Source organism: Pseudomonas sp. Ost2 (assembly GCF_018326065.1).
Lineage (GTDB): Bacteria > Pseudomonadota > Gammaproteobacteria > Pseudomonadales > Pseudomonadaceae > Aquipseudomonas > Aquipseudomonas gingeri.
Genome location: NZ_AP021904.1, coordinates 5,763,823 through 5,785,551 on the forward strand (window position 1 = coordinate 5,763,823; position 21,729 = coordinate 5,785,551).

20 protein-coding genes and 1 pseudogene are annotated in these 21,729 nt (G+C 60.8%); 12 read left to right on the plus strand and 9 right to left on the minus strand.

What is annotated here, in order from left to right; translation table 11 throughout:
- Window positions 1-90: 90 nt before the first annotated feature.
- Window positions 91-867 (minus strand): ABC transporter substrate-binding protein, encoded by a 777-nt coding sequence (locus KI243_RS25410; protein WP_017126141.1) that lies wholly within the window; start codon window positions 865-867, stop codon window positions 91-93.
- A gap of 646 nt (window positions 868-1,513) precedes the next feature.
- Window positions 1,514-3,469 carry an acetate--CoA ligase gene (acs, locus tag KI243_RS25415; protein WP_103032973.1) on the minus strand — a complete coding sequence of 652 codons (1,956 nt, stop codon included), beginning with the start codon at window positions 3,467-3,469 and terminating at the stop codon, window positions 1,514-1,516.
- A gap of 413 nt (window positions 3,470-3,882) precedes the next feature.
- On the opposite strand from acs, the gene KI243_RS25420 reads away from it, so the two are divergent.
- From KI243_RS25420 to KI243_RS25430, 3 genes are all read left to right on the plus strand, one after another.
- Entirely contained in the window at window positions 3,883-4,146 is a 264-nt protein-coding gene (locus tag KI243_RS25420) for a DUF2790 domain-containing protein (RefSeq protein WP_017126142.1), read from the plus strand.
- A gap of 451 nt (window positions 4,147-4,597) precedes the next feature.
- Window positions 4,598-5,845: a ribonucleotide-diphosphate reductase subunit beta gene (locus KI243_RS25425; protein WP_212810042.1), complete on the plus strand. Its 1,248-nt coding sequence runs from the start codon at window positions 4,598-4,600 to the stop codon at window positions 5,843-5,845.
- 122 nt (window positions 5,846-5,967) lie between these two features.
- A protein-coding gene (locus KI243_RS25430; protein WP_212809915.1) for an IS3 family transposase occupies window positions 5,968-7,190 on the plus strand; the annotation gives its coding sequence in 2 pieces (ribosomal slippage) (window positions 5,968-6,319 and window positions 6,319-7,190; 1,224 coding nt in all).
- Between the two features lie 258 nt (window positions 7,191-7,448).
- On the opposite strand, the pseudogene KI243_RS25435 reads toward KI243_RS25430, so the two are convergent.
- Window positions 7,449-7,709, minus strand: a pseudogene (locus tag KI243_RS25435) (type II toxin-antitoxin system HicB family antitoxin); the annotation flags it as partial.
- A gap of 193 nt (window positions 7,710-7,902) precedes the next feature.
- Between KI243_RS25435 and KI243_RS25440 the strand changes: the two are divergent.
- Window positions 7,903-8,232 (plus strand): helix-turn-helix transcriptional regulator, encoded by a 330-nt coding sequence (locus tag KI243_RS25440; RefSeq protein ID WP_042935299.1) that lies wholly within the window; start codon window positions 7,903-7,905, stop codon window positions 8,230-8,232.
- 59 nt (window positions 8,233-8,291) lie between these two features.
- Here KI243_RS25440 and KI243_RS25445 read toward each other — a convergent pair whose 3' ends face one another.
- Both KI243_RS25445 and KI243_RS25450 read right to left on the minus strand, forming a co-directional pair.
- A complete protein-coding gene (locus KI243_RS25445) occupies window positions 8,292-8,852 on the minus strand; it encodes an AAA family ATPase (protein ID WP_212810043.1) in 561 nt (186 codons plus the stop codon).
- A 107-nt stretch (window positions 8,853-8,959) separates the two neighbouring features.
- On the minus strand, window positions 8,960-9,898 hold the full coding sequence (locus tag KI243_RS25450; RefSeq protein ID WP_017126151.1) for a GlxA family transcriptional regulator: 939 nt from the start codon (window positions 9,896-9,898) through the stop codon (window positions 8,960-8,962).
- Window positions 9,899-10,016: 118 nt separating this feature from the next.
- Between KI243_RS25450 and KI243_RS25455 the strand changes: the two genes are divergently transcribed.
- On the plus strand, window positions 10,017-10,820 hold the full coding sequence (locus KI243_RS25455) for an SDR family oxidoreductase (protein ID WP_177084528.1): 804 nt from the start codon (window positions 10,017-10,019) through the stop codon (window positions 10,818-10,820).
- A 51-nt stretch (window positions 10,821-10,871) separates the two neighbouring features.
- Here KI243_RS25455 and KI243_RS25460 read toward each other — a convergent pair whose 3' ends face one another.
- Both KI243_RS25460 and KI243_RS25465 read right to left on the minus strand, forming a co-directional pair.
- The gene (locus tag KI243_RS25460) at window positions 10,872-12,470 is read right to left on the minus strand and encodes an amidase family protein (protein WP_212810044.1); all 1,599 of its coding nucleotides are present in this window, start codon (window positions 12,468-12,470) and stop codon (window positions 10,872-10,874) included.
- Between the two features lie 137 nt (window positions 12,471-12,607).
- Window positions 12,608-13,657, minus strand: coding sequence for an MBL fold metallo-hydrolase (locus KI243_RS25465; protein ID WP_212810045.1), 1,050 nt, complete (start codon window positions 13,655-13,657; stop codon window positions 12,608-12,610).
- Between the two features lie 197 nt (window positions 13,658-13,854).
- On the opposite strand from KI243_RS25465, the gene KI243_RS25470 reads away from it, so the two are divergent.
- The 4 genes from KI243_RS25470 (at window position 13,855) to KI243_RS25485 (ending at window position 17,832) form a co-directional block, all read left to right on the plus strand.
- Window positions 13,855-14,469 (plus strand): TetR/AcrR family transcriptional regulator, encoded by a 615-nt coding sequence (locus tag KI243_RS25470; protein WP_177107791.1) that lies wholly within the window; start codon window positions 13,855-13,857, stop codon window positions 14,467-14,469.
- A 170-nt stretch (window positions 14,470-14,639) separates the two neighbouring features.
- Window positions 14,640-15,722: a diguanylate cyclase gene (locus KI243_RS25475; protein ID WP_177084522.1), complete on the plus strand. Its 1,083-nt coding sequence runs from the start codon at window positions 14,640-14,642 to the stop codon at window positions 15,720-15,722.
- Between the two features lie 182 nt (window positions 15,723-15,904).
- Entirely contained in the window at window positions 15,905-17,221 is a 1,317-nt protein-coding gene (locus KI243_RS33125; RefSeq protein ID WP_178990722.1) for a PAS domain-containing methyl-accepting chemotaxis protein, read from the plus strand.
- 83 nt (window positions 17,222-17,304) lie between these two features.
- On the plus strand, window positions 17,305-17,832 hold the full coding sequence (locus KI243_RS25485) for a DUF1003 domain-containing protein (protein ID WP_017126157.1): 528 nt from the start codon (window positions 17,305-17,307) through the stop codon (window positions 17,830-17,832).
- Window positions 17,833-17,854: 22 nt separating this feature from the next.
- Here the strand turns inward: KI243_RS25485 and KI243_RS25490 are convergent, their stop codons facing one another.
- The gene (locus KI243_RS25490; protein WP_212810046.1) at window positions 17,855-18,721 is read right to left on the minus strand and encodes a LysR family transcriptional regulator; all 867 of its coding nucleotides are present in this window, start codon (window positions 18,719-18,721) and stop codon (window positions 17,855-17,857) included.
- A gap of 94 nt (window positions 18,722-18,815) precedes the next feature.
- On the opposite strand from KI243_RS25490, the gene KI243_RS25495 reads away from it, so the two are divergent.
- The gene (locus KI243_RS25495; protein ID WP_212810047.1) at window positions 18,816-19,526 is read left to right on the plus strand and encodes a CTP synthase; all 711 of its coding nucleotides are present in this window, start codon (window positions 18,816-18,818) and stop codon (window positions 19,524-19,526) included.
- Window positions 19,527-19,570: 44 nt separating this feature from the next.
- Here KI243_RS25495 and KI243_RS25500 read toward each other — a convergent pair whose 3' ends face one another.
- Window positions 19,571-19,897 carry a DUF2025 family protein gene (locus KI243_RS25500; RefSeq protein ID WP_017126160.1) on the minus strand — a complete coding sequence of 109 codons (327 nt, stop codon included), beginning with the start codon at window positions 19,895-19,897 and terminating at the stop codon, window positions 19,571-19,573.
- Window positions 19,898-20,126: 229 nt separating this feature from the next.
- Between KI243_RS25500 and KI243_RS25505 the strand changes: the two genes are divergently transcribed.
- Window positions 20,127-21,251, plus strand: coding sequence for a glycerophosphodiester phosphodiesterase (locus KI243_RS25505; RefSeq protein ID WP_177084510.1), 1,125 nt, complete (start codon window positions 20,127-20,129; stop codon window positions 21,249-21,251).
- A 116-nt stretch (window positions 21,252-21,367) separates the two neighbouring features.
- Window positions 21,368-21,676 carry a PepSY domain-containing protein gene (locus KI243_RS25510; protein ID WP_017126162.1) on the plus strand — a complete coding sequence of 103 codons (309 nt, stop codon included), beginning with the start codon at window positions 21,368-21,370 and terminating at the stop codon, window positions 21,674-21,676.
- Window positions 21,677-21,729: the final 53 nt, after the last annotated feature.

Genomic DNA, 21,729 nt, shown 5'->3' on the forward strand with positions numbered 1-21,729 from the left:
ATTCAGGTCCTCGAAAACAGGGATGAAAAAATGGCGCAAACCTCAGGGAGCCTGTTGCTTGCGCCATTTCGGACGAACTGCGGCGATGACTTACTTGCCGTAAATATCGAAGTCGAAGTACTTGTCCTGGATTTGCTTGTACTTGCCGCTGGCACGGATCGCGGCGATAGCGGCGTTGATCTTGTCCAGGTCGGCCTTGTCACCCTTGCGCACGGCGATGCCGATGCCGTCACCGAAGTACTTCTCGTCGGTGAATTGCGGGCCGACGAACGCGAAGCCCTTGCCGGCGTCGGTTTTCAGGAAGCCGTCCTGCAGCAGGGTGGCATCGGCCACGGTGCCGTCGAGGCGGCCGGCGGCCACGTCGAGGTAGATCTCGTTCTGCGAACCGTAAGGCTTGATCTCGGCACCCAGCGGAGCCAGGACCTCGCGAGCGAAACGCTCGTGGATCGAGCCGCGCTGCACACCGATATTCTTGCCCTTGAGTTCGGCGAGGTTGGCGCTGATGACAGTGCCTTCCTTCATCACCAGGCGAGCCGGGGTGTTGTAGTACTTGTTGGTGAAGTCGACGGACTTCTTGCGGTCTTCAGTGATCGACATGGACGACAGGATCGCGTCGATCTTGCGCACCTTGAGCGCCGGGATCAGACCGTCGAACTCCTGCTCGACCCAGACACACTTGACCTTCATCTCTTCGCACAGGGCGTTGCCGATGTCGTAGTCGAAACCGACGATGCTGCCATCCGGCGCCTTGGAAGCGAACGGAGGGTAAGCCGCTTCGATACCAATTTTCAGAGGCTTTTCATCGGCGAATGTCGGCAGCGACAGCACGGACAGTGCCAGGGCGCCAAGAAGCACGAGTTTCTTCATCTTAGGACTCCATCGGTAAAGGGCAAAAACGGCAGAGTGAGCGTGAGCCCAATATGCGGATGGGTTAAACGGGATAGCGTTGCCGCGTCCTGCAGGCGCTGGTTCGAGTCCAGCCCAGGCAACGACGAGGGAGTGATCGGCATTCTAACGACAGGCCCGAAGTCGATATTTCTTCAATGCGACAACTAATTACAGAAGCATCGAGAATGCCGACCCGGCACATTGACAGCCCTTGAGTTTTATGCAAGAGCAAAAGACAGGCAACCGATCTATGTTGCAAATTGCGGGCCTATTATTCGCAAAGCCTTCTATTCCGGCAAGCACAGCGTGCAACGATGTTTTTTCCGCAGGCCTGGCAGGCCGAAAAACAGTGGCGGGCGTTTCCCTTTGCCCCGGTTATGGGCGACAGGTGACATATTCGGTTACTTGAAGGTGCAAGGGTAACAACCGGAAATGCCCTACGGCAAAAACCGATATTTATCTCTTTCTAACTCAAATACGCCTGCTCTTTGCAGGCGCAGGCTTGCCGACGAAGAGCCCCCTGAGCTCCGCAGAGCCCCTCCTGCCGCCATCGCCGGCAAGCCGGCTACAAGTAAAAAGCCCCGCCCGGCTCACGCCGGACGGGGCTCGATGACCTTGAAGCGCCTCAGGCGACGTTCATGGTCTTGTGGGTATCGATCAAGTGTTGCACCACACCCGGATCGGCCAGGGTGGAGATATCACCCAGCCCATCGTATTCCGCCGTGGCGATCTTGCGCAGGATACGGCGCATGATTTTCCCCGAGCGGGTCTTCGGCAACCCCGGCGCCCACTGGATCACGTCCGGCGAGGCAATCGGCCCGATCTCCTTGCGCACCCAGTTCTTCAGCTCCAGGCGCAACGCCTCGCTCGGCTCCTCGCCACTGTTGAGAGTGACATAGACATAGATGCCCTGGCCCTTGATGTCATGGGGCACGCCGACCACCGCCGCCTCGGCGACTTTCGGGTGGGCGACCATGGCGCTTTCGATCTCGGCGGTGCCCATGCGGTGCCCGGAAACGTTCAACACGTCATCGACACGGCCGGTGATCCAGTAATAGCCGTCTTCGTCGCGACGGGCGCCGTCACCGGTGAAGTACATGCCGCGGAATGTCTTGAAGTAAGTGTCGACGAAACGGTCGTGGTCGCCGTACAGCGTACGCGCCTGGCCCGGCCACGAATCGAGGATCACCAGGTTGCCTTCGGCCGCCCCTTCGATGATGTTGCCCAGGTTGTCCACCAGAGCCGGTACCACGCCGAAGAACGGACGGGTCGCCGAGCCCGGCTTGAGGGCATGGGCGCCCGGCAGCGGGCTCATCATGTTGCCGCCGGTCTCGGTCTGCCACCAGGTATCGACGATCGGGCAGCGGGACTTGCCGACATTCTTGTAGTACCAGTCCCAGGCTTCCGGGTTGATCGGCTCGCCCACCGAGCCGAGCAGGCGCAGGCTGCTGCCATCGGCGCCTTCGACGGCCGCGGTGCCCTGGGCCATCATGGCGCGGATGGCCGTTGGTGCGGTGTAGAGGATATTGACCTTGTGCTTGTCGACGATCTTCGCCACCCGGGTGATGTCCGGGTAGTTCGGCACACCTTCGAACAGCACGGTGGTCGCGCCGTTGGCCAGCGGCCCGTAGACGATATAGGTGTGGCCGGTGACCCAGCCGACGTCGGCGGTGCACCAGTAGACTTCGCCCGGACGGTAGTCGAATACACGTTCGTGGGTCAGGGCCGCATACAGCAGGTAGCCGCCGGTGGTGTGCTGGACACCCTTGGGCTTGCCGGTGGAACCGGAGGTATAAAGGATGAACAAGGCTTCTTCAGCGCCCATCTCTTTCGGCGCGCAGACACTGCCCGCCACTTTCATCAGGTCTTCGAACCAGATGTCACGATGCTGGTTCCACTTGATGTCGCCGCCGGTGCGCTTGCACACGATGACTTTCTGGATGCTGCTGGTTTCCGGGTTGGTCAGGGCATCGTCGACGTTGGCCTTGAGCGGGATCTTCTTGCCGGCACGCACGCCTTCGTCAGCGGTGATCACCACTTTAGAACGGCAGTCGATGATCCGTCCGGCCAGGGCTTCGGGCGAGAACCCGCCGAACACCACCGAGTGGATAGCACCGATCCGGGTACAGGCCAGCATGGCGACCACGGCTTCGGGAATCATCGGCATATAGATGGTCACCACGTCGCCGCGATGGACATCCTGCCCGCGCAGGGCGTTGGCGAACTTGCAGACCTGCTCGTGCAGTTCGCGATAGGTGATGTTGCGCGAATCGGCAGGGTCGTCACCCTCCCAGATGATCGCGACCTGATCGCCGCGCTCGGCCAGATGGCGATCCAGGCAGTTATAGGAAACGTTCAGGGTGCCATCGGCGAACCATTTGATATCGACATGGTGATCGTCGAAGGAAGTCTGCTTGACCGTGGTGAAAGGCTTGATCCAGTCGAGACGCTTGGCTTGTTCGCGCCAGAAGCCGTCAGGGTTGACGACCGACTGCTGGTACATCGCCTTGTAGGTCGCCTCGTCGGTCAGCGTAGTCGCCAGGACCTCAGGACGAACGGGGTACAGGGAAGCCGCACTCATCTTTCTTACCTCGGTGGATAGTTGTTGTTTTATGGCCCTGTTGTAGCCGGGCTGACGCGGGTGGGCCATTCGACGATGGTAGTAACAAAACCCTACAAAACATCGTATTAACCGCCGGCAAGGCTCAAGCACGCCGCCCGCAGCGTTTTCTGGCCCGGTGAAAATAACTCGGATCCGGGGTGTGCGAGACGTTTTTCGACGATTGTTACAGGTTTTGTCAATAGTCTTTATCAAATGCCCCTCTATATGAATGGTTTGCGCACTCTTAAAATCAACTTCGCCAACTAAGGCAACGAATTAACCAAGTGACAGCCCCCACGAAGGCCGTTAATTCGAATTCAAACTTTCGACAGCTTCACTCGCGGCCTCACAAGGGCCGCGTGCCCCCACACGACCGTCAATAGGTGAACCCGATGAAACTTTTTGCCGCTTTAATCCTCAGCAGCCTGTGTGCCACAGCCATGGCCGGCGAGGCGGCGACTGATGTAGCCAACCAGAACCTGCCCGTAGAGGAATACACTTACTCGGCACACCCGGATATTCACAAAGTTATCTCCATGAGTGAAATCCCGGAAGTTTGCGAAGTTGTACCGGCGCGCATGGTCTACGAAGATTCCCAGGGTGTCCGGCATATCATGGAATATCGCGTAATGGGTAACGGTTGCTCCAACGGCTGATAGCCGGCATAAAAAAACCACCCGCCGCAGGCAACGAGTCCTGCGGCAAAGGTGCATCCCCCGTCAAACCACCCCCTCCGGTCAAAAAACTCTTTTGCCGCCAAAGCCCTGCAAATCCGAGGCGCGTCCTGAAAAGCACGCACAAGGTCGGAATCCGTCACACCATTGACCCGAAAAAGCCCTTATAATGTCCCGGTAAACGGGCTCGCAACATTCCCTTGCAAGGTAGCGTTCTCACGCTGGCATCACTGCAGGAACAGGCGTCATTCCCTGCGCCACCCGCCCCTCGAGGGCCCCGTACAAATTTTCCGTTGTTTGCCTGCGTAGCTTTGCCTGCATAGCCAGGGCGACAAACGATTCCATCTATCCAACGCGGCCGTTGGCCGTGTGAAAAACCGACCATCAGTGTTTTCACACGGGCGACAGGCCCTCACGCAGGAGACGACACGTCATGCTGAGCTGGGACGAATTCGACAAAGAAGAAGGTGAAGCCGCGCCCAAGGGTGCCAACGCCGGCCATGCCACCGAAGCCAACATGGACCGCCTGGACAGTGCCGGTGGTGCCGCCGCCCTCGAGGCCCGTGCCGTGACCGCGTCCGACTCGGCCGCCATCGCCCGCGCCAAGGCTGCCCTCGACGCCCTCGACGTTGCCGAAGGCCTGGCCGAACTCGACGGCGCCTCGGCCCGTGTCGCAGTCGATGAAAAGCGCATGATCAACTGCCGCGCCGACCTCAACCAGCTCGTCCCCTTCAAGTACGACTGGGCCTGGCAGAAATACCTCGACGGCTGTGCCAACCACTGGATGCCGCAAGAGGTCAACATGACCGCCGACATCGCCCTGTGGAAAAACCCGGAAGGCCTGACCGACGACGAGCGCCGCATCGTCATGCGCAACCTCGGCTTCTTCTCCACCGCCGACTCCCTGGTGGCGAACAACCTGGTGCTGGCCGTCTACCGCCTGATCACCAACCCCGAATGCCGCCAGTACATCCTGCGCCAGGCCTTCGAAGAGGCGATCCACACCCACGCCTACCAGTACTGCATCGAATCGCTGGCCATGGATGAAGGCGAGATCTTCAACATGTACCACGAGATCCCTTCGGTGGCGAAAAAGGCCGCCTGGGGCCTGAAGTACACCCGCTCGATCTCCGATCCGAAGTTCGAGACCGGCACCGTCGACACCGACAAGGAACTGCTGCGCAACCTGATCGCCTACTACTGCGTGCTGGAAGGCATCTTCTTCTACTGCGGCTTCACCCAGATCCTGTCCATGGGTCGGCGCAACAAGATGACCGGCGTCGCCGAGCAGTTCCAGTACATCCTGCGCGACGAATCCATGCACCTGAACTTCGGCATCGACGTGATCAACCAGATCAAGATCGAGAACCCGCACCTGTGGGATACCGAGATGAAGGAAGAAGCCACGCAGATGATCCTGCAGGGCACCCAGCTGGAAATCGAATACGCCCGTGACACCATGCCCCGCGGCGTACTGGGCATGAACGCGGCGATGATGGAGGACTACCTCAAGTTCATCGCCAACCGTCGCCTGTCGCAGATCGGCCTGAAGGAAGAGTACCCGGGGACCACCAACCCGTTCCCCTGGATGAGCGAGATCATGGACCTGAAGAAAGAGAAGAACTTCTTCGAGACCCGCGTGATCGAGTACCAGACTGGCGGCGCGTTGAGCTGGGATTGATCTTCGTCCTGCACCAATAGTCCGGAAAGCAAAAAGCCCTGAACTTGTTCAGGGCTTTTTTATTTGCCTTGTCCCGTCCTGAATAAGGTTTACACCTTCTGACCTTTTTTCAGGAGGACGCAATGGATTCAGGCAAAAGGCGCAGTCAGCGAGATTACACACTGGCTTTTAAATTGTCGGTCATCGATCAGGTTGAAAAAGGCGAGTTGAGTTATAAAGAAGCTCAACGGCGCTATGGTATCCAGGGCCGGTCTACGGTGTTGGTGTGGCTACGCAAGCATGGTCGGCAGGATTGGAGCCAAGGCGCGTCTATTCGAGTGTTGAGGACCAGGTCCATGACCGAGCCAACTCTACCGCTGACACCCGAGCAGCGAATCAAAGAGCTTGAAGAACAGCTGGCGCTGAGTAACCAGAAAGCTCAGTTTTTCGAAGCCGTCGTGAATGTTCTGAAAAACGACTACGGTATTTCCGTCGTAAAAAAGCGACCCGGCAAGTCCTCTCACAAGGGCAAATCGAAGACCTGAGCATCACCAGGGCTTGCCTGTTCATGGGGATTTCTCGTCAGGCCTATTACAAGCGCAATCGGGCTTATGATGCACGGCTCAGCCACAATCAACGGATAGTGGATTTTGTCTTGGAAAAGCGGCGGCGTCAGCCAAGACTTGGAACACGTAAGCTGCACCATTTACTGCAGAGCGAAGCAGAAACGGTGCTGCAGGTAGGGCGGGACCGCTTGTTTGCAATCTTGCGAGAGGTGCGCGAACTGGTCCCGCGCAAGCGGGCTTATCACAAAACGACTCATAGCCATCATCGCTTTCGACGCCATCCCAATCTGCTCAAAGCAGGTCCGGATCAAGTCGTTGCCAATGGGCCTGAACAGGTATGGGTTGCGGATATAACCTATCTGCCCACCCAAGAAAGCGTGGCTTACCTGAGCTTGGTAACTGACGCTTACTCGCGAAAAATAGTGGGCCATCATGTGCATGAAAGCCTGCATACAGAGTCAGTCATCAGGGCGTTGAAGAATGCCGTTGCAGAGCGCAAAACCAAGCAGACGTTGATACATCACTCGGACCGTGGTGCCCAGTACTGTTCTGATCTTTATCAACGACTGCACATCAGGCACGGCATTATCTGCTCGATGACGGATGGTTATGACTGCTATCAGAACGCTCTGGCCGAGCGCATAAACGGAATTTTGAAGACCGAGTTCCTGTTGCATCGCCCAAGGGACTTGGCAGAGGCGAAGAAAATGGTGGATGAATCGGTCCTGATCTACAACGGAGAGCGGCCGCATTTGTCCCTGAAATACAAAACGCCCAATGCGGTGCATCGGGCGTTTTGAGTGAAATAGGTGTCAACCTATTTCAGGACTAGACACCTACCTGTATCAGGAAGCTACACGCTGCTCTTTCAGCCCTCGCGTTTCGATCACATCAAATACGTCACTGGCATCCTGTAGCAACAATCGCGAAATAGCGGCAATGTTGCCCAGATCTTGCGGATCGCTATCGCTCAGCCGGCTACAGGTAAACAAGGTCATCAACTTGTTGACCGCCCGATTGCCTCCCTCCCAGTCATCTCGCTTTGGATATGAAGGCGTTCAGGCATACAACTCACGCAAGGCCGCCGTCGCCAGAAAGCCGGAGCGTGAGGCATAGCGTTGATCTTTTTGGACACGTTCGTCGATCCGCTCAAGCAGGTGCTCAGGCAGTGACGCGTTGAATCTCACCGACTTGCCCAGGTAAGGCGTCAGATCAAAATCGACAAGGGCCCACAACCCACCCGCGTAATCAGGCACGTCCAGATAGACATCCACCTCCCGTGCATGAGGCAGCGGCTGCCCATCGGCCAACAGACCTTTTATACACACCACACACAACCAACTTTCTCCCCATCAAAGCAAAGGCAGTTACAGAAAATGTCATCTGCTGGGTGCACCCGCCATCGCGGCTCCCATACCGATAATCGGAATCCTGAAAAACCGGTTGATCAGGCTTACAAACAACTGTACAAAAACACAGTACATTTCATCCTGATCGATACCGGAGAACAGCATGTCCTGCCCAGCCAGCCTTTCAGTGCCAAGGACCACCGCCGAGCGCATCGTGCTTCATCAATTCACGCCCAAGCACTGTGCCCAGGCCCGCGTCATGCTGGGCTGGAGCCAGGAGCAGTTGTCACGGGAATCCGGCGTCTCGGTGGCCGCCATCCAGCGTTTCGAGGCCGGTGAACCGCTCAAGGATGTCACCCGCCTGGCACTGGCCTTTCGCCTGGAAGCCGAGGGCCTGGTATTTTTCCCCGGCTTTGCACCAGGTCGGGGGATGAATATTCGCGGCTGCACGCCGGATCCGATCAAGCGCGAAGATTTCGAAATGATCGAATAAGCGATGAGTGCCCACCTGGCGGCAGGAAGTCCGAAGATGGCTTGAGCAAAGCGCTGATGTCAGCGGGCGATTGATGCCCGGTCAAGCTCTTCGATCACACGGTCGACCAGGGCTTCTACCGGATAATGAGTGGAGTCCACCCGCAGCAACGGGCATCCCAGTTCCTTGATCCAGGTTTCATGGCGTTTCAGGCTGCGGGTGCCGTGGTCACCCGTGTCATAACCGGCGGCCCAGTCCAGAAAGGTCTGTGTGGCAAGAAAACGTTCACCACCCGGATATATTCGTGCACCGTAACGCTGGAACTCCCGCCAACGCAGACGTTGCAAGCGAACCTCGGGGTCCAGCCGGACGAAAACGGCATGGGTAAACGCCGGGATCAGTGCATCGCCCCAACCGCACAGCGAACCGGAGAGTATCCAGCTGTCATGCCCGGTAAGCTGTTCACGTAACAGGCGTATCCGTTCGTCCCTCGGCCGCTTGCAACTGAAGGGCTGTTCACTGGGCTGCCAGTAGAAGTTGTCCGAGTCGAAATGCGCGATACCCAGGCGCTCGGCCAGCGCCCGGCCCAGGGTCGTGGTGCCGGAGCCGGAGGCACCGAAAAGGTGGATTCTGTAGGCCATAAGGATTCCTGAGCACATCCTGTCTCACACACCATGATAGACCGGCGGCCTCCCAGGCCCTGGCACGCGCACTTACCCGGCGACGGGCAGGCCTTCTTGTGCAGCGTCTAGAGCTGCAGTTGCAGCGACCGCCGTATGACCTGCGGCGGCTGTCCGTAGGCCCGCAGAAAGGCCCGGCGCATGCGCTCGGCGTCACCGAAACCGGTGTCTCGGGCGACGATATCGATGGAATGCCAGCCCGACTCCATCATCAACCGGGCCGCCTCCAGGCGCAGGTGTTCAATGGCCTTGGCCGGGGACTGGCCGGTTTCCGCCCGAAACAGGCGGCTGAACTGACGGGGACTGAGATGCGCCACCTGCGCCAGTTGCTCCACGGACAGATCCTCGCGCAGGTTCTCCTGGGCAAAGGCCAGGGCGCTCTGCACGCGATCGGACTTCGGATCAAGGGCCAGCAGCGCGGAAAACTGCGACTGACCACCCGCCCGGCGGTGATACACCACCAGGGTGCGTGCCAGCTCCCGGGTCACTTCCACGCCCAGGTCCTGCTCCACCAGGGCCAAGGCCAGGTCGATACTGGCGGTCATGCCGGCCGAGGTCCAGATCGGCCCGTCCACGGTGAAGATCCGATCCTCTTCAAGCCGGACACCCGGATACCGCTGCCGGAAGATTCGCGCGTGATACCAGTGGGTCGTCGCCCGTCGACCCTCGAGCAGGCCGGCCGCGGCCAGATGAAACGAGCCGGTGCAGGCCGAGGTGATGCGCCGGGCAAAGGCCGGGGCAGCACGCAGATAGTCAATCAAGCCGCACGCGCCGGGCACCAGGTCGTTATCGCCCACCACCAGCAGGGTGTCGTACTCCTGTGCACCGAACGGCCTGGTCTCGACACCAAAACCCATGGAGCTCCTGACCACGCCGCCGTGCTCGGAAACCAGATCGACCCGGTAGACCTCACGCTCCACTTGCAGATTGGCATGCTCGAAGACCGAACCGGTAGCCAGCGTCAGCGCCTGGAAACCCGGGAACAGGATAATGCCGACGCTGATCATGGAAGGTTCTCCGGGATGTCCTAAAAGGTGGGATATCTGACATTGCTGACAATAAATTACCACCATAATCTTAGTTCCAGCAACGCCGACATCTCGCCGGCCATTCTGGAGACTCGTTATGACTCAAACATCCCACCCAGGCGTGGCCCTGATCACTGGCGCCTCCTCCGGCATTGGCGCCCTGTATGCCGATCGCCTGGCGCGCAGCGGCCACGACCTGATCCTCGTCGCCCGCAATCGCGAACGCCTGGAAAAACTGGCACTGCGCCTGGGCCAGGAAACCCAGCGCACCATCGAAGTGGTCCAGGCCGACCTGAACGACAACCGCGACCTGGCCCGCATCGCCCATATCCTGGAAACCGACAGCCGTATCCGTGTCCTGATCAATAACGCCGGGGTGGGCGCCGCGTCCCCGCTTCTGGAGTCCGAGCAGGCCAAGATGGATGCGATGATTCAACTGAACGTCGTCGCCCTCACCCGCCTGGCAAAATCTGCCGCGGCCAGCTTCGTGGCTCGTGGTGAAGGGACGATCGTCAATATCGCCTCCATCGTCGCCCTGGCGCCGCAACTGCTGAACGGGGTATATGGCGGGACCAAGGCCTATGTGCTGGCATTCACCCAGTCGCTGCACCATGAACTGAGCGACAAGGGCATCAAGCTCCAGGCCGTGCTGCCAGGCGCCACCAGCACCGAGTTCTGGGACGTGGCCGGCCTGTCGGTCCAGCACCTGCCGAGCGAGATCGTCATGAGCGCCGAGCAGATGGTGGACGCCGCCCTCGCCGGCTTGGCCCAGGGAGAACTGGTGACCATTCCGTCGCTGCCGGATATCGCCGACTGGCAGGCCTACGAACAGGCTCGACTGGCACTGGGCCCCAATCTGTCCCACAGCCGGCCGGCGCCACGTTACCTGACCGGCGCCTGACCCGCCCCGGAGCAAGCCCGCCAACGGGCTTGCTCACTTCACCGGGTGAATTCAGGGCAGATCCGGGTGGACCAGTTGCGCGGAAACCTGTTCATAGCCATAGGCAACCGCCAGCAGCTCGGCCTCGCTCCAGCGGCCGGCGAAGAAGTGAACCCAGGTCGGCATGCCGTCGACATCCAGCCCCGAAGGCACGGTGATCCCCGGGTATCCCGCCAGGGCGACGCTGGCGACTTCCAGGAATGCCCACGGATGCGGGTCACCCAGGATTGCATCCAGACCATGCTTGACCAATACACTGTCGATATTTGTCCGGGCTTCTCCTCCAAGTTCGGAGACCAGTTGCAGGTACTTGCCTTCGTCCAGTACCAGCGCATTGGCCCTTTTCAACAGATTCTGGTTATGGTTTTCCTCTGCCGGCTGGCTTTCGTTGTAATCAATCAACCCTTGCAACGTGGAGACCGGCAGGCCGGGGCGGCTGGCGAGATAATCCGGCAGAACGCGCTTGATCGACATGTCGAACAAACGGTCCAGGCGTGCCGTTTCACCCTGGCTCCAGTCGGTATGTGGCAGATCGACCGGAACCAGTTGCGCCCCCGCCTCCTTCATGGCCGCCAGCGCCCTGGCAAACTGCGGATGATCCTCCATGGCCTGGCTGCCAGACTGGAAACGGCTCGGATAACCGATGACCTTGCCCTTCAGCGCATCCTCTTTCAGCAATGCACTGTAGTCCTTCGCCACCGGCACCTGTGACGTGGCCGGGTCCTTCGGGTCAAGACCGGTCATTGCATTGAGCATCAGGGCGGCATCCCGCACCGACCGGGTGATCGGGCCGGCGCTGTCGAGTTCACGCGAACCCGGGACGATACCCGAGCGACTCAACAGGCCCACCGAGGGTTTCAACCCCACGACACCATTCCTCTGCGCCGGGCAGATAATCGAGCCCAGGGTTTCGGTCCCTACCGACAGCGGCGCAAAACCGGCGGCAACCGCAGCCGCCGAGCCCGAACTGGAGCCACAGACATCGCCGTCGAGTTTGTGGGGGTTATGGGTCTGCCCGCCCCGGCCACTCCAACCGTCGGGGAGTTCGTCGCCGCGGAAATTCGCCCACTCACTCATGTTGGTCTTGCCCAGGATGATCGCTCCGGCCTCACGCAGCCTGGCGACGATAAAGGCATCCCGTTGCGCCGGTTGGCCGACCATGGCCAGCGAGCCGGCCGCGGTCTGCAGGCTGTCGCCGGTTTCGATATTGTCCTTGAGCAGCACCGGTACGCCATGCAACGGACCGCGGACTTTTCCCTGTCGGCGCTCTTCATCCAGCGCCTGGGCAACCTTCAGCACTTCGAGATCCAGCTCGAGGACAGCGTTGATCGCGCGCTCTTCAATCATTTTCTTATCGAGACGGCGGATGCGCTCGTTCAGGTGCCGAACCAGGGCCACCGAGGTGAAGCACCCTTGCGCCAGCCTTTCGCCAAGGTCACTGGCACTCAAATACTCAGCACCCTGCAGAGCCTGGTCCTGGGTCGGCGGTGACGACGCGGCAACGGCCGTCTCGCAGATGCCTGCCAGGCTTGTCGCCGGAGTCAGGTACAAGGCATTCAACAAGGCGGCCTGGGCAAGCGCCAAGGCACATTTTTTGAACGGTAAAGACATGAATCGTGTCCTGATCAAACCAGAAGCCAGTGAGTCATTTCACTGGCGCCGGTCATCCTAATCGGCACTTGTGCAAGAAGCGCCGGACACGGGTCGTTACGGGTCGAGCCAAAAGTCGACGGTTGGAGTCAGATGCCTTAACGCGCGGCAGCCGGCAATTCGGCGCTTACCGTCTGCTCGACATCCAGCCACCAGGCGCGGCCACGATGGGGTTGCAGCAGATTGAACGCCTCGCCCATCTGCGGCGTGGTGATCGCCACATTGCGCTCCCAGGCCAGGGCGAGAATCCGATCGAACGGTTCATGCCAGGCATGGAACGCCAGGTCGAACGTGCCGTTGTGGATCGGCAGCAACCAGCGCCCCTTCAGGTCCAGGTGGGCCTGCAGGCTCTGTTCGGGCTGCATGTGCACATGGGGCCAGTCGACGTTGTAGGCACCGGTCTCCATCAGGGTCAGGTCGAACGGCCCGTAGTGCTCGCCGATCTGCTTGAAGCCATCGAAATAGCCGCTGTCGCCGCTGAAGAAAATCCGTACATCACCGACGATCATCACCCAGGACGCCCACAGGGTCTGGTTGTTGTCGAACAGCGTGCGCCCGGAGAAGTGCTGCGACGGCGTCGCGGCGAAACGGATGCCATCGACCGTGGTTTCCTCCCACCAGTCCAGTTGCCGGACCTTTTCGGCGGGAATACCCCATTTGACCAGCAGATCGCCCACGCCCAGCGGTGCGAGGAAGTGCCGGGTCTTCTCGGCCAGTTGCAGGACCGTTTTGTAGTCCAGATGGTCGTAGTGATTGTGGGAAAGAATCACCGCCTCGATGGGTGGCAACTCTTCCAGGCTGATCGGCGGCTGGTGGAAACGTTTCGGTCCGGCCCACTGCACCGGCGAGGCGCGCTCGACGAACACCGGATCGGTCAGCCAGAACTTGCCGTGCAACTTGAGCAACAGGGTCGAATGGCCAAGGCGGAACACGCTGAAGTCGGGCGCGGCCAATAGTTGCTCACGGCTCAACGCCGCGACCGGTACGCGGTTCGCCGGACGGGTATTGCGCGGTTTCTGGAACAGCATTTTCCAGAAGATGCCCAGGGTCTTGCCCAGACCGCCGTGAGGAGTCGGGGCCTGGTTGCGAAACAGCCCCTGCTCTTGCAGGGACGGGGATTTGTCGGGGGTGCGCGAACGAATAGCCATGACAGGGTGACTCCCGGGAACCCAGCGCAGTTCCCACGTTCAGTACGGAGTGATCGATGGCCGCCGCACGCAAGCCTTGATCCGGTAATATTGCAAAAAACAAACTACACTACACAGTGTAGTTTCTAGCTTGCAACAAAGCGCCCGACAAGTAAACTGCCGAGTGTAATTTTTATCAACCCTTTTGAAGCCTGCCCATGACCGTTCCCCTGCGCCTGACCGACCGTAAACGCGAAGCCATTATCCAGGCCGCCATCGAGGCCTTTCGCGCCGACGGTTTCGAGGTCACCAGCATGGACCGGATCGCCGCCATCGCCGGGGTCTCCAAGCGCACCGTGTACAACCACTTCCCGAGCAAGGAAGAATTGTTCGCGGAGATCCTGCACCGCCTGTGGGCCAGCAGCGCTTCGCAACTGGATATGTCCTACCATCCGGAGCGCTCGCTGCGTGACCAGTTGCGCGATTTGCTGACGCTGAAAATGCGTCTGCTCAATGACGGCAACTTCCTCGACCTGGCCCGGGTGGCGATCGCCGCCACCATCCATGCCCCCGAGCGCGCGCAGGATATGGTTTCGCGCCTGGCCGAGCGCGAGGAAGGTTTCAAACAGTGGATCCGTGATGCCCAGGCCGACGGTACCTTCAAGGCGGTCGACCCGGAATTTGCCGCCCAGCAACTGCACGGACTGCTCAAGGCCTTCGCCTTCTGGCCACAGATTACCCTCGGCCAGCCACCGCTGGATCTCCCGATGCAGACCCGCGTCATAGAATCGGCGCTGGATCTGTTCCTCGCCGGCTACGAAATCGTCAAATAGCCGGCGCAGACGCCTGAATCACCTTCCAGACCTTCGAAATGGCTTGGAAGGACACTGATTATTCTTTACGGAATGCTCGACAATATTCATCTTGCTTATCCGATGAACGGCCGTTCCGTGCAGAGCACAGCTTTTGTGCTCAGATAAAGAAAAAAGTGGCGCATAGACCTATGGAAATCCAACGTGGCAAAGGGCAGTCGTTTGCCAGACGCATTTACCTGCCCCGAACGGTAGGCGTTGGCATCGGTTGTTTCAGCGTGATCGCCGCACTCGCTCCCCTGTCGATGCCAGCCTGGATCTGGGGTCTGCTGCTGCTCAATGCCGTCGCCTGGCCGCACGTGGCGTACCGGGTCGCCCGCCACTCCAGTTACCCCTACCGGACCGAGCGGCGCAATATTCTGGTCGATTCGCTGATGGGCGGGTTCTGGGCGGCGACCATGCAGTTCAATCCCCTGGTCACCGTCAACATGCTCTCGCTGATGACCATGCACAACGTCGCCGCCGGTGGCCCGCGGCTGATGGCCCAGGGCGTGGCCGCGCAAGCGCTGGGGATCGTGGTGTCCTGGCTGATCTTCACTCCGGCGTTCAACCCGGTGACCACCCAGCTGCAGATCTATGCCTGCCTGCCGGTGCTGATCCTGTACCCGATGGTCATCGGCATGGGTTGCTTCAAGCTGGCGATCAAGCTGGCCGAGCACAAGCGTGCCCTCAGCGCCCTGAGCCGCACCGACAGCCTGACCGGCCTGCTCAATCACGGTTCCTGGAAAGACCTGCTGCACGTCAAGTTCCACAAATGCCGGCAAGCGCAATGCCAGGCCACGATCGCCGTGATCGATATCGACCACTTCAAGAGCATCAACGACACCTACGGCCACCTGATCGGCGACAGCGTGCTGCGCCAGTTGAGCCGCGACCTGCGGGCCAACCTGCGTGAACACGACCTGGCCGGGCGCTATGGCGGCGACGAGTTCTGCGTGATCCTGCCGGATATGTCGCTGGCCCAGGCCAACGAGGTCATGGAGCGGCTGCGCCAGGTGTTCAGCAATTATCGCAGCGAGGAAGTGCCGGAGTTGCGGGTCACCCTGAGTATCGGCCTGGCGCCCTGCCGCGCCGACTTCAAGGATGCCGGCGCCTGGCTGAACGAAGCCGACAAGGCGCTCTACATGGCCAAGAACACCGGGCGCAACAAGGTCAACAGCGCCGACAACACCAGCGCCGATCCGTCCACCGAGTTCCTCGCCAACTCCGCCTGACGTCCGCTCGCCTCGTACAAAAAGCCGTACGGCGGATTTCTGTACAACTCCCGGCAGATTTGTATGACGATAAGGGCAAAGTGCCACCTACGGAACGCTGGCAACCGGTCCCCTGCCTGACGGGGTGAGCCGGGCTTCGACAGGGACTGACCCTAACGCTGTCCCTTCTCCGAGCGAACACCATGTTCTTTGCCGCCCACAAGAAAGCCATCCAGACCCTGCAACAGACCATCGATCAACAAGCCCACCTGCTCGCCGCCATCGACCGCTCCATGGCCGTCATCGAGTTCGATCTCAACGGCACGGTGCTGCGGGTCAACGACAATTTCCTCAAGGCCACCGGCTATCGCCAGGAGCAGGTCCTGGGCCAGCCCCACCGCTTGTTCTGCACACCGGCCTATGCCCGCAGCGCCGAGTACAGCCAGCTCTGGTCACGCCTGAAGTCCGGGCAGTTCGAGTCCGGCACCTTCGAGCGCGTCGCGGCCGATGGGCGCAATCTCTGGCTGGAAGCCAGCTACAACCCGATCCGCGATGAAAGCGGCAGCGTGGTGAAAATCGTCAAGTACGCGCTGGACGTGACCGCCAAGATGCAGCAGGAAAGCGAAGCCAATGGCAAGTTGCAGGCCATCGACCGGGCCATGGCCGCCATCGAGTTCACCCCCGACGGCACCGTGATCTGCGCCAACCAGAACTTCCTCGATCTGATGGGCTACAGCCCGGCCGAGATCCAGGGCAAGAATCACCGGGTCTTCTGCACCCCGGCCACCGTCGGCAGCAGCGACTACCAGGACTTCTGGCGTCGCCTGAACCAGGGCGAATTCTTCAGCGGCCAGTTCGAACGCGTGACCAAGCGCGGTCAGACGGTCTGGCTGGAGGCCAGCTACAACCCGGTCTACGACGCCAGCGGGAAGCTGTGCAAAGTGGTGAAGTTCGCCTCGGACGTGACCCAGCGGGTCGAGAAACACACCCAGGACGCCATGAGCGCCAGCGAGGCGTATCACATCTCGGTCGAGACCCGCAAAGTCGCCGAGCAAGGCACCCAGGTGATCCAGCAGGCCGCCACCGAAATGCGCGAGATCGCCTCGAACATCGAGGGCTCCTCCGCGCTGATCGCCAAGCTGGGCGAACGCTCGGAGCAGATCACCGCCATCGTCAACACCATTCGCGGGATTGCCGACCAGACCAACCTGCTGGCCCTGAATGCCGCCATCGAAGCGGCACGGGCCGGCGAGCAGGGACGCGGGTTTGCCGTGGTCGCCGATGAGGTCCGCTTGCTGGCGGCGCGCACCAGCGGCTCGACCGCCGAGATTTCCAGCATGATCGACATGATCCAGAACGAAACCCAGCAGGCCATCCACAGCATGAACGGCACCCGTGACCGGGCGGCCAAGGGGGTCGGTCTGGCGGACGAAGCCGGTACGGTGATCCTGCAGATCCGCGATGGCGCCAGCAACGCCGTGCAGGCGGTCAGCATGTTCGCCAACGACCAGGGACATTGACGGGGAAACGCCAGGAAAGGGGCACTTGCCAGCGGGCGACAGGTCTATAGTGAGGCCTGTTTCCACGCCCTGAAGAGTGCCCCATGACCGCCGACACGCTCGAAGTAAAACCTGAAGAAAAAGTCGATCACCTGCGTTTCCATCGCGCCCATGCGCACCTCGGCCCGACCTTTGGCAACGACAACTTTGCCCTGAAGGCCGAAGCCTTTGCGCGGTTCTTCGGGACACCGACCTTTCTTGGCGCCCAGACCCTGATCGTATTGCTCTGGGTGGTGCTCAACGTCACCGGTATCACCCACTTCGACGTCTATCCGTTCATCCTGCTCAACCTGGCCTTCAGCCTGCAATCGGCCTATGCCGCGCCGCTGATCCTGCTGGCCCAGACGCGCCAGGCCGCCCGCGACAAGGCCCAGTCCGACGCCGACGCCCAGCACCGCGAAGCCCTGGCCATCGCCAACACCGAGCGCCAGGCCACCGCCGCAAAAAACACCGCGCAACTGTTGGAGTTGCTGGAGCAGAACACCCGCCTGACGGAAATGACCAAGCAACTGACCGAGCGCATCGAGAACCTGACCTCGGAGATGCACGAGCATTTCGTGCGCAAATCCTGACACCTCGTAGCCACACAGGCCACTAGAGACGGATTGACCGGGCCAGCTCATCGAACAGCGTCACCACCGAGCGCAAGGCACGGCAATCCGGGCGGGTCAGCAACCACAGGGCCGACTCATGGCAAGACAAGGGCGGGTGTAACGCCCGCATGCCCTGCGCCTCGCTGATCATGAAGTCCGGCAGCACCGCGATACCCAACCCGGCCCCTACCAGTTCGGCCACCGACAACATGCTGTTGCAGCCATAAACCGGGCGCACGCCAGGCAAGTGCTGCCGGCGCCAGGTGACCGTCGGGTGATCGGGCAGCGAGTCATCCGGCGCGATCCAGGCCAGCCGCTGCGCATCCTCGTGGCCAGCCGCCCGCAGGTAGGCCGCGCTGCCACACACGCGATAGCTCACCTGCCCGAGACAACGCCCCACCAGATGCTCGGGCGGCGACGTCGTCAGGCGCACCGCGATATCCGCGTCGCGTCGGCTCAGGTTGGCGAAATCGTTGGTCGTGCTCAGTTCCAGGGTCAGCGCCGGATAGGCCGGCATGAACCGCGCCAGCGCCGGCAGCAGCAGGCTCTGCAATACCGAATCGGTACAGGTCAGGCGCACGGTGCCGCTGATCACCTCGCCGCCCTGCTCGATGCTGATACACGCCGCCTCCAGTGCCTGCTCGGCACGTTCGGCCTGCTCGGCCAGGGATTGCGCCAGGCTGCCGGGCAGATACCCGGCCCGGCTCTTCTCGAACAGGCTCTGGCCCAGTGCCGCCTCCAGCCGCCGCACCGAACGGAACACCGTCGATACGTCGACCTTGAGCAACGCCGCCGCTCGCGCCAGGGAGCGGCCACGCACCAGCGCCAGGATCAAGGCCAGGTCCGCATGCTCAAGTCGATAGTGCATCGATGCATTGTTCACTTGGATAAACGCCTATATTGAATGCGCCAGCGCCACCTTATAGTTCGCGCCAGAGATCAACAAGCCAAGGGAAAGACGGATGTCCATTCAACCCAGTCTCCGGATTGCCCTGGTCGGCGATCACGATCCGCAGGTCACGGCCCACCGGGCCATCCCGGTAGCCCTGCAACTGGCGGCCCAAACCGTCGACGTGACGGTGCGGCCCCACTGGCTGGCCACCGACAGCATCGAAGCCGGCACCGATCTCTCGGTCTTCGACGGTTTCTGGTGCGTACCGGCCAGTCCGTATCGCAGTCTCGAAGGCGCGTTAATGGCGATTCGGCATGCCCGCGAGCAGCAACGACCGTTTCTCGGCACCTGTGGCGGATTTCAACATGCCATTCTCGAATATGCCCGCCATGTGCTCGGCTGGGCCGATGCAGAACATGGCGAGGAGGTGCCCGATTCGCCACGGGCGGTCATCTCGCCCTTGAGCTGTTCGCTGGTCGAAGCCACGGACAGCATCACGCTGGTGCCGGGCACGCGGATCGCCAGGGCCTATGCCCGCCTGCAGATCCACGAAGGATATCGCTGCCGCTACGGGATCAACCCCGAGTTCGAGGCCGCCTTTCTCGACGCCGGGATATCGGCCAGCGGTCGCGATACCCTGGGCGACCTGCGGGCGGTGGAACTGAAGAACCACCCGTTCTTTGTCGCAACCCTGTTCCAGCCGGAACGGGCCGCCCTGCAAGGCAACCCGCCACCACTGGTTGCTGCCTTCCTCAGCGCCTGCACGGAACGCTCGCAATAGGTAGAGCGAGCCTATCGCTTCGATCGCTGAGCAGAGCCGGCACGTCAGGTAGCGAGCACCCGGCGCAAGGCAGCAATCTCCGGAATATCCACGCGCCGCATATACACCCGCAGCGGTTCGCTGACAGCGATCCGATCATCGATATTCTGATCCAGCAGCAACTGAATACGCTCGCGGCTCAGGCACATGGTCTCCTGCGCCGCTGGCAACCAGACGAATTCGCTGGCGGGAATGATCGCGTCATCCGCCACGTCCATGCCGAAGGCGTCTTCGCTGAAACGGACAATGTATCGGCCGGTCTTGCGGTTCAGGCCGACAAAACCCTGGAGCCGGTCGGCGGCCTGGCAGATGAGTTCAGAGGTGATGCGCATGGTAAACCTCACTGGAGAGCCGGAAGGCTCATGGGTCGATGGTTTACACACAAGGCAGGCGGTGCGTTTCCCTCTGGAGGGGAAACTGCGACTCGAGCGTATTGCAGATTCCATCACGATTACGCCGGCAAAAAACGACGCATGTCAGCTTTATGTCGGTTTCGCGATAGCACTTGAAGCATTCAATTGTTAAAAGGAGTTCCCCCCGCTTCCACGAAAGGAATTCGAAATGCCCGTCACCTTCAGCAAAAGTACCCTGATCGTGAGCCTGTTGCTGGCCATGGGCCTGAGCAGCGCGCAGGCCAGCACCGCCTCGGCCGATCTCGCCGCCACCCACGGTATCCCGCATCCGGCCGTTATCGCCCACCGTGGCGCCTCGTTCGATGCCCCCGAATCCACTGCGGCGTCCTACACCCTGGCCCGCGATCTGGGCGCCGACTACCTGGAAATGGACCTGCAACGCAGCAAGGACGGTGTGATCTTCGCCCTGCACGACAACAACCTGTCGCGCACCACCGACGTCGCCAGCAAGTTCCCCGAGCGCAAGGACAGCCCGGCCAACGAGTTCACCTGGGCCGAGCTGCAGACCCTGGACGCCGGCAGCTGGTTCAACAAGGCCTACCCGGAGCGTGCCCGCCCGGCCTATGTCGGCCTGAAGATCCTCAGCCTGGACCAGATCATCGATATCGCCCAGGCCAACCCGAAACACCAGCCGGGCCTGTACATCGAGACCAAGGAGCCCAAGCAGTTCCCCGGCATCGAACATGACCTGAAGAACAAGTTGCAGGAACGCGGCCTGCTGAGCGCCAACACGGTGGTGTCCAAGGAACAGCCCCAGGTCGGCCAGGGCAAAGGCAAGGTGATCCTGCAGACCTTCGAGAAGAGCAGCCTGGAGCTGTTGCAGAAGGAAATGCCGGACACCCCGAAAATCCTCCTGCTGTGGGTCGGTGAAGGCAGCATCGAACCGAAGTCGAAGGTCAGCTTCGCCGACTCCGGCGAGAAGACCAAGGCCGCCTACTACGCCCGGCAGGAACCCAAGGACAAGGCCGAATTCGAGCAGTGGATCGACTACGCCAAGGCCCAGGGCGCCATCGGCACCGGCCCGTCGGCGGAGCTGACCCATGGCGGCGACCAGAGCTATTCGGACCTGGTCAAACCCTGGATGAACAAGTACACCCATGACAAGGGTCTGCTGGTGCACGTCTATACCGTCGACGAACCCCAGGACTTCAAGAAGGTCCTCGACGCCGGCGTCGATGGCATCTTCACCAACCGCGCCTCGGAACTGCTGAAGTACTTCAAGCGCGCTTCACCGAAGACCGTGCCGCAGATCCTCGAGGCCAACGGCTACTGAGCCGCCTCGCCCCATGGACCGGCGCCCCGGAGCGCCGGTTTCAGGGATTAAGGATGAATTAAGTTGCAACACCTAAGCTGATCCCACTGAAGCCATTCAATCAAGGGATCTTCCAGATGAAACCATTTACCACACTGCTGACTGCCACCGCCCTGACCCTCGCCGCCGGTTTCGCCCAGGCCGACGTTCGTCCGGACCATATTCCCGGGCTGCTCAAATCCGGCGCCATCGCCGACTTCGAGAAGCTCAACCAGGCCGCCCTGGCCAAGCACCCCGGCGCCACCATCACCGACACCGAACTCGATCAGGTCGCCGGCGGCGGTTATGTCTACGAGGTCGAACTGACCGGCACCGACGGCGTGAAATGGGAAGTCAAGCTCGACGCCAAGACCGCCGCTTTCCAGAGTGAAAAGAAAGACAAGTGATCCACCCGCCTGCGCAAAAGCCGCGCCCTCAACCATGAGGGCGCGGCTTTTCT

Coding starts and splice junctions, on each gene's coding strand:
- KI243_RS25410 (WP_017126141.1), bottom strand. CDS start 867: ATGAAGAAACTCGTGCTTCTTGGCGCCCTGGCACTGTCCGTGCTGTCG.
- acs (WP_103032973.1), bottom strand. CDS start 3,469: ATGAGTGCGGCTTCCCTGTACCCCGTTCGTCCTGAGGTCCTGGCGACT.
- KI243_RS25420 (WP_017126142.1), top strand. CDS start 3,883: ATGAAACTTTTTGCCGCTTTAATCCTCAGCAGCCTGTGTGCCACAGCC.
- KI243_RS25425 (WP_212810042.1), top strand. CDS start 4,598: ATGCTGAGCTGGGACGAATTCGACAAAGAAGAAGGTGAAGCCGCGCCC.
- KI243_RS25440 (WP_042935299.1), top strand. CDS start 7,903: ATGTCCTGCCCAGCCAGCCTTTCAGTGCCAAGGACCACCGCCGAGCGC.
- KI243_RS25445 (WP_212810043.1), bottom strand. CDS start 8,852: ATGGCCTACAGAATCCACCTTTTCGGTGCCTCCGGCTCCGGCACCACG.
- KI243_RS25450 (WP_017126151.1), bottom strand. CDS start 9,898: ATGATCAGCGTCGGCATTATCCTGTTCCCGGGTTTCCAGGCGCTGACG.
- KI243_RS25455 (WP_177084528.1), top strand. CDS start 10,017: ATGACTCAAACATCCCACCCAGGCGTGGCCCTGATCACTGGCGCCTCC.
- KI243_RS25460 (WP_212810044.1), bottom strand. CDS start 12,470: ATGTCTTTACCGTTCAAAAAATGTGCCTTGGCGCTTGCCCAGGCCGCC.
- KI243_RS25465 (WP_212810045.1), bottom strand. CDS start 13,657: ATGGCTATTCGTTCGCGCACCCCCGACAAATCCCCGTCCCTGCAAGAG.
- KI243_RS25470 (WP_177107791.1), top strand. CDS start 13,855: ATGACCGTTCCCCTGCGCCTGACCGACCGTAAACGCGAAGCCATTATC.
- KI243_RS25475 (WP_177084522.1), top strand. CDS start 14,640: ATGGAAATCCAACGTGGCAAAGGGCAGTCGTTTGCCAGACGCATTTAC.
- KI243_RS33125 (WP_178990722.1), top strand. CDS start 15,905: ATGTTCTTTGCCGCCCACAAGAAAGCCATCCAGACCCTGCAACAGACC.
- KI243_RS25485 (WP_017126157.1), top strand. CDS start 17,305: ATGACCGCCGACACGCTCGAAGTAAAACCTGAAGAAAAAGTCGATCAC.
- KI243_RS25490 (WP_212810046.1), bottom strand. CDS start 18,721: ATGCACTATCGACTTGAGCATGCGGACCTGGCCTTGATCCTGGCGCTG.
- KI243_RS25495 (WP_212810047.1), top strand. CDS start 18,816: ATGTCCATTCAACCCAGTCTCCGGATTGCCCTGGTCGGCGATCACGAT.
- KI243_RS25500 (WP_017126160.1), bottom strand. CDS start 19,897: ATGCGCATCACCTCTGAACTCATCTGCCAGGCCGCCGACCGGCTCCAG.
- KI243_RS25505 (WP_177084510.1), top strand. CDS start 20,127: ATGCCCGTCACCTTCAGCAAAAGTACCCTGATCGTGAGCCTGTTGCTG.
- KI243_RS25510 (WP_017126162.1), top strand. CDS start 21,368: ATGAAACCATTTACCACACTGCTGACTGCCACCGCCCTGACCCTCGCC.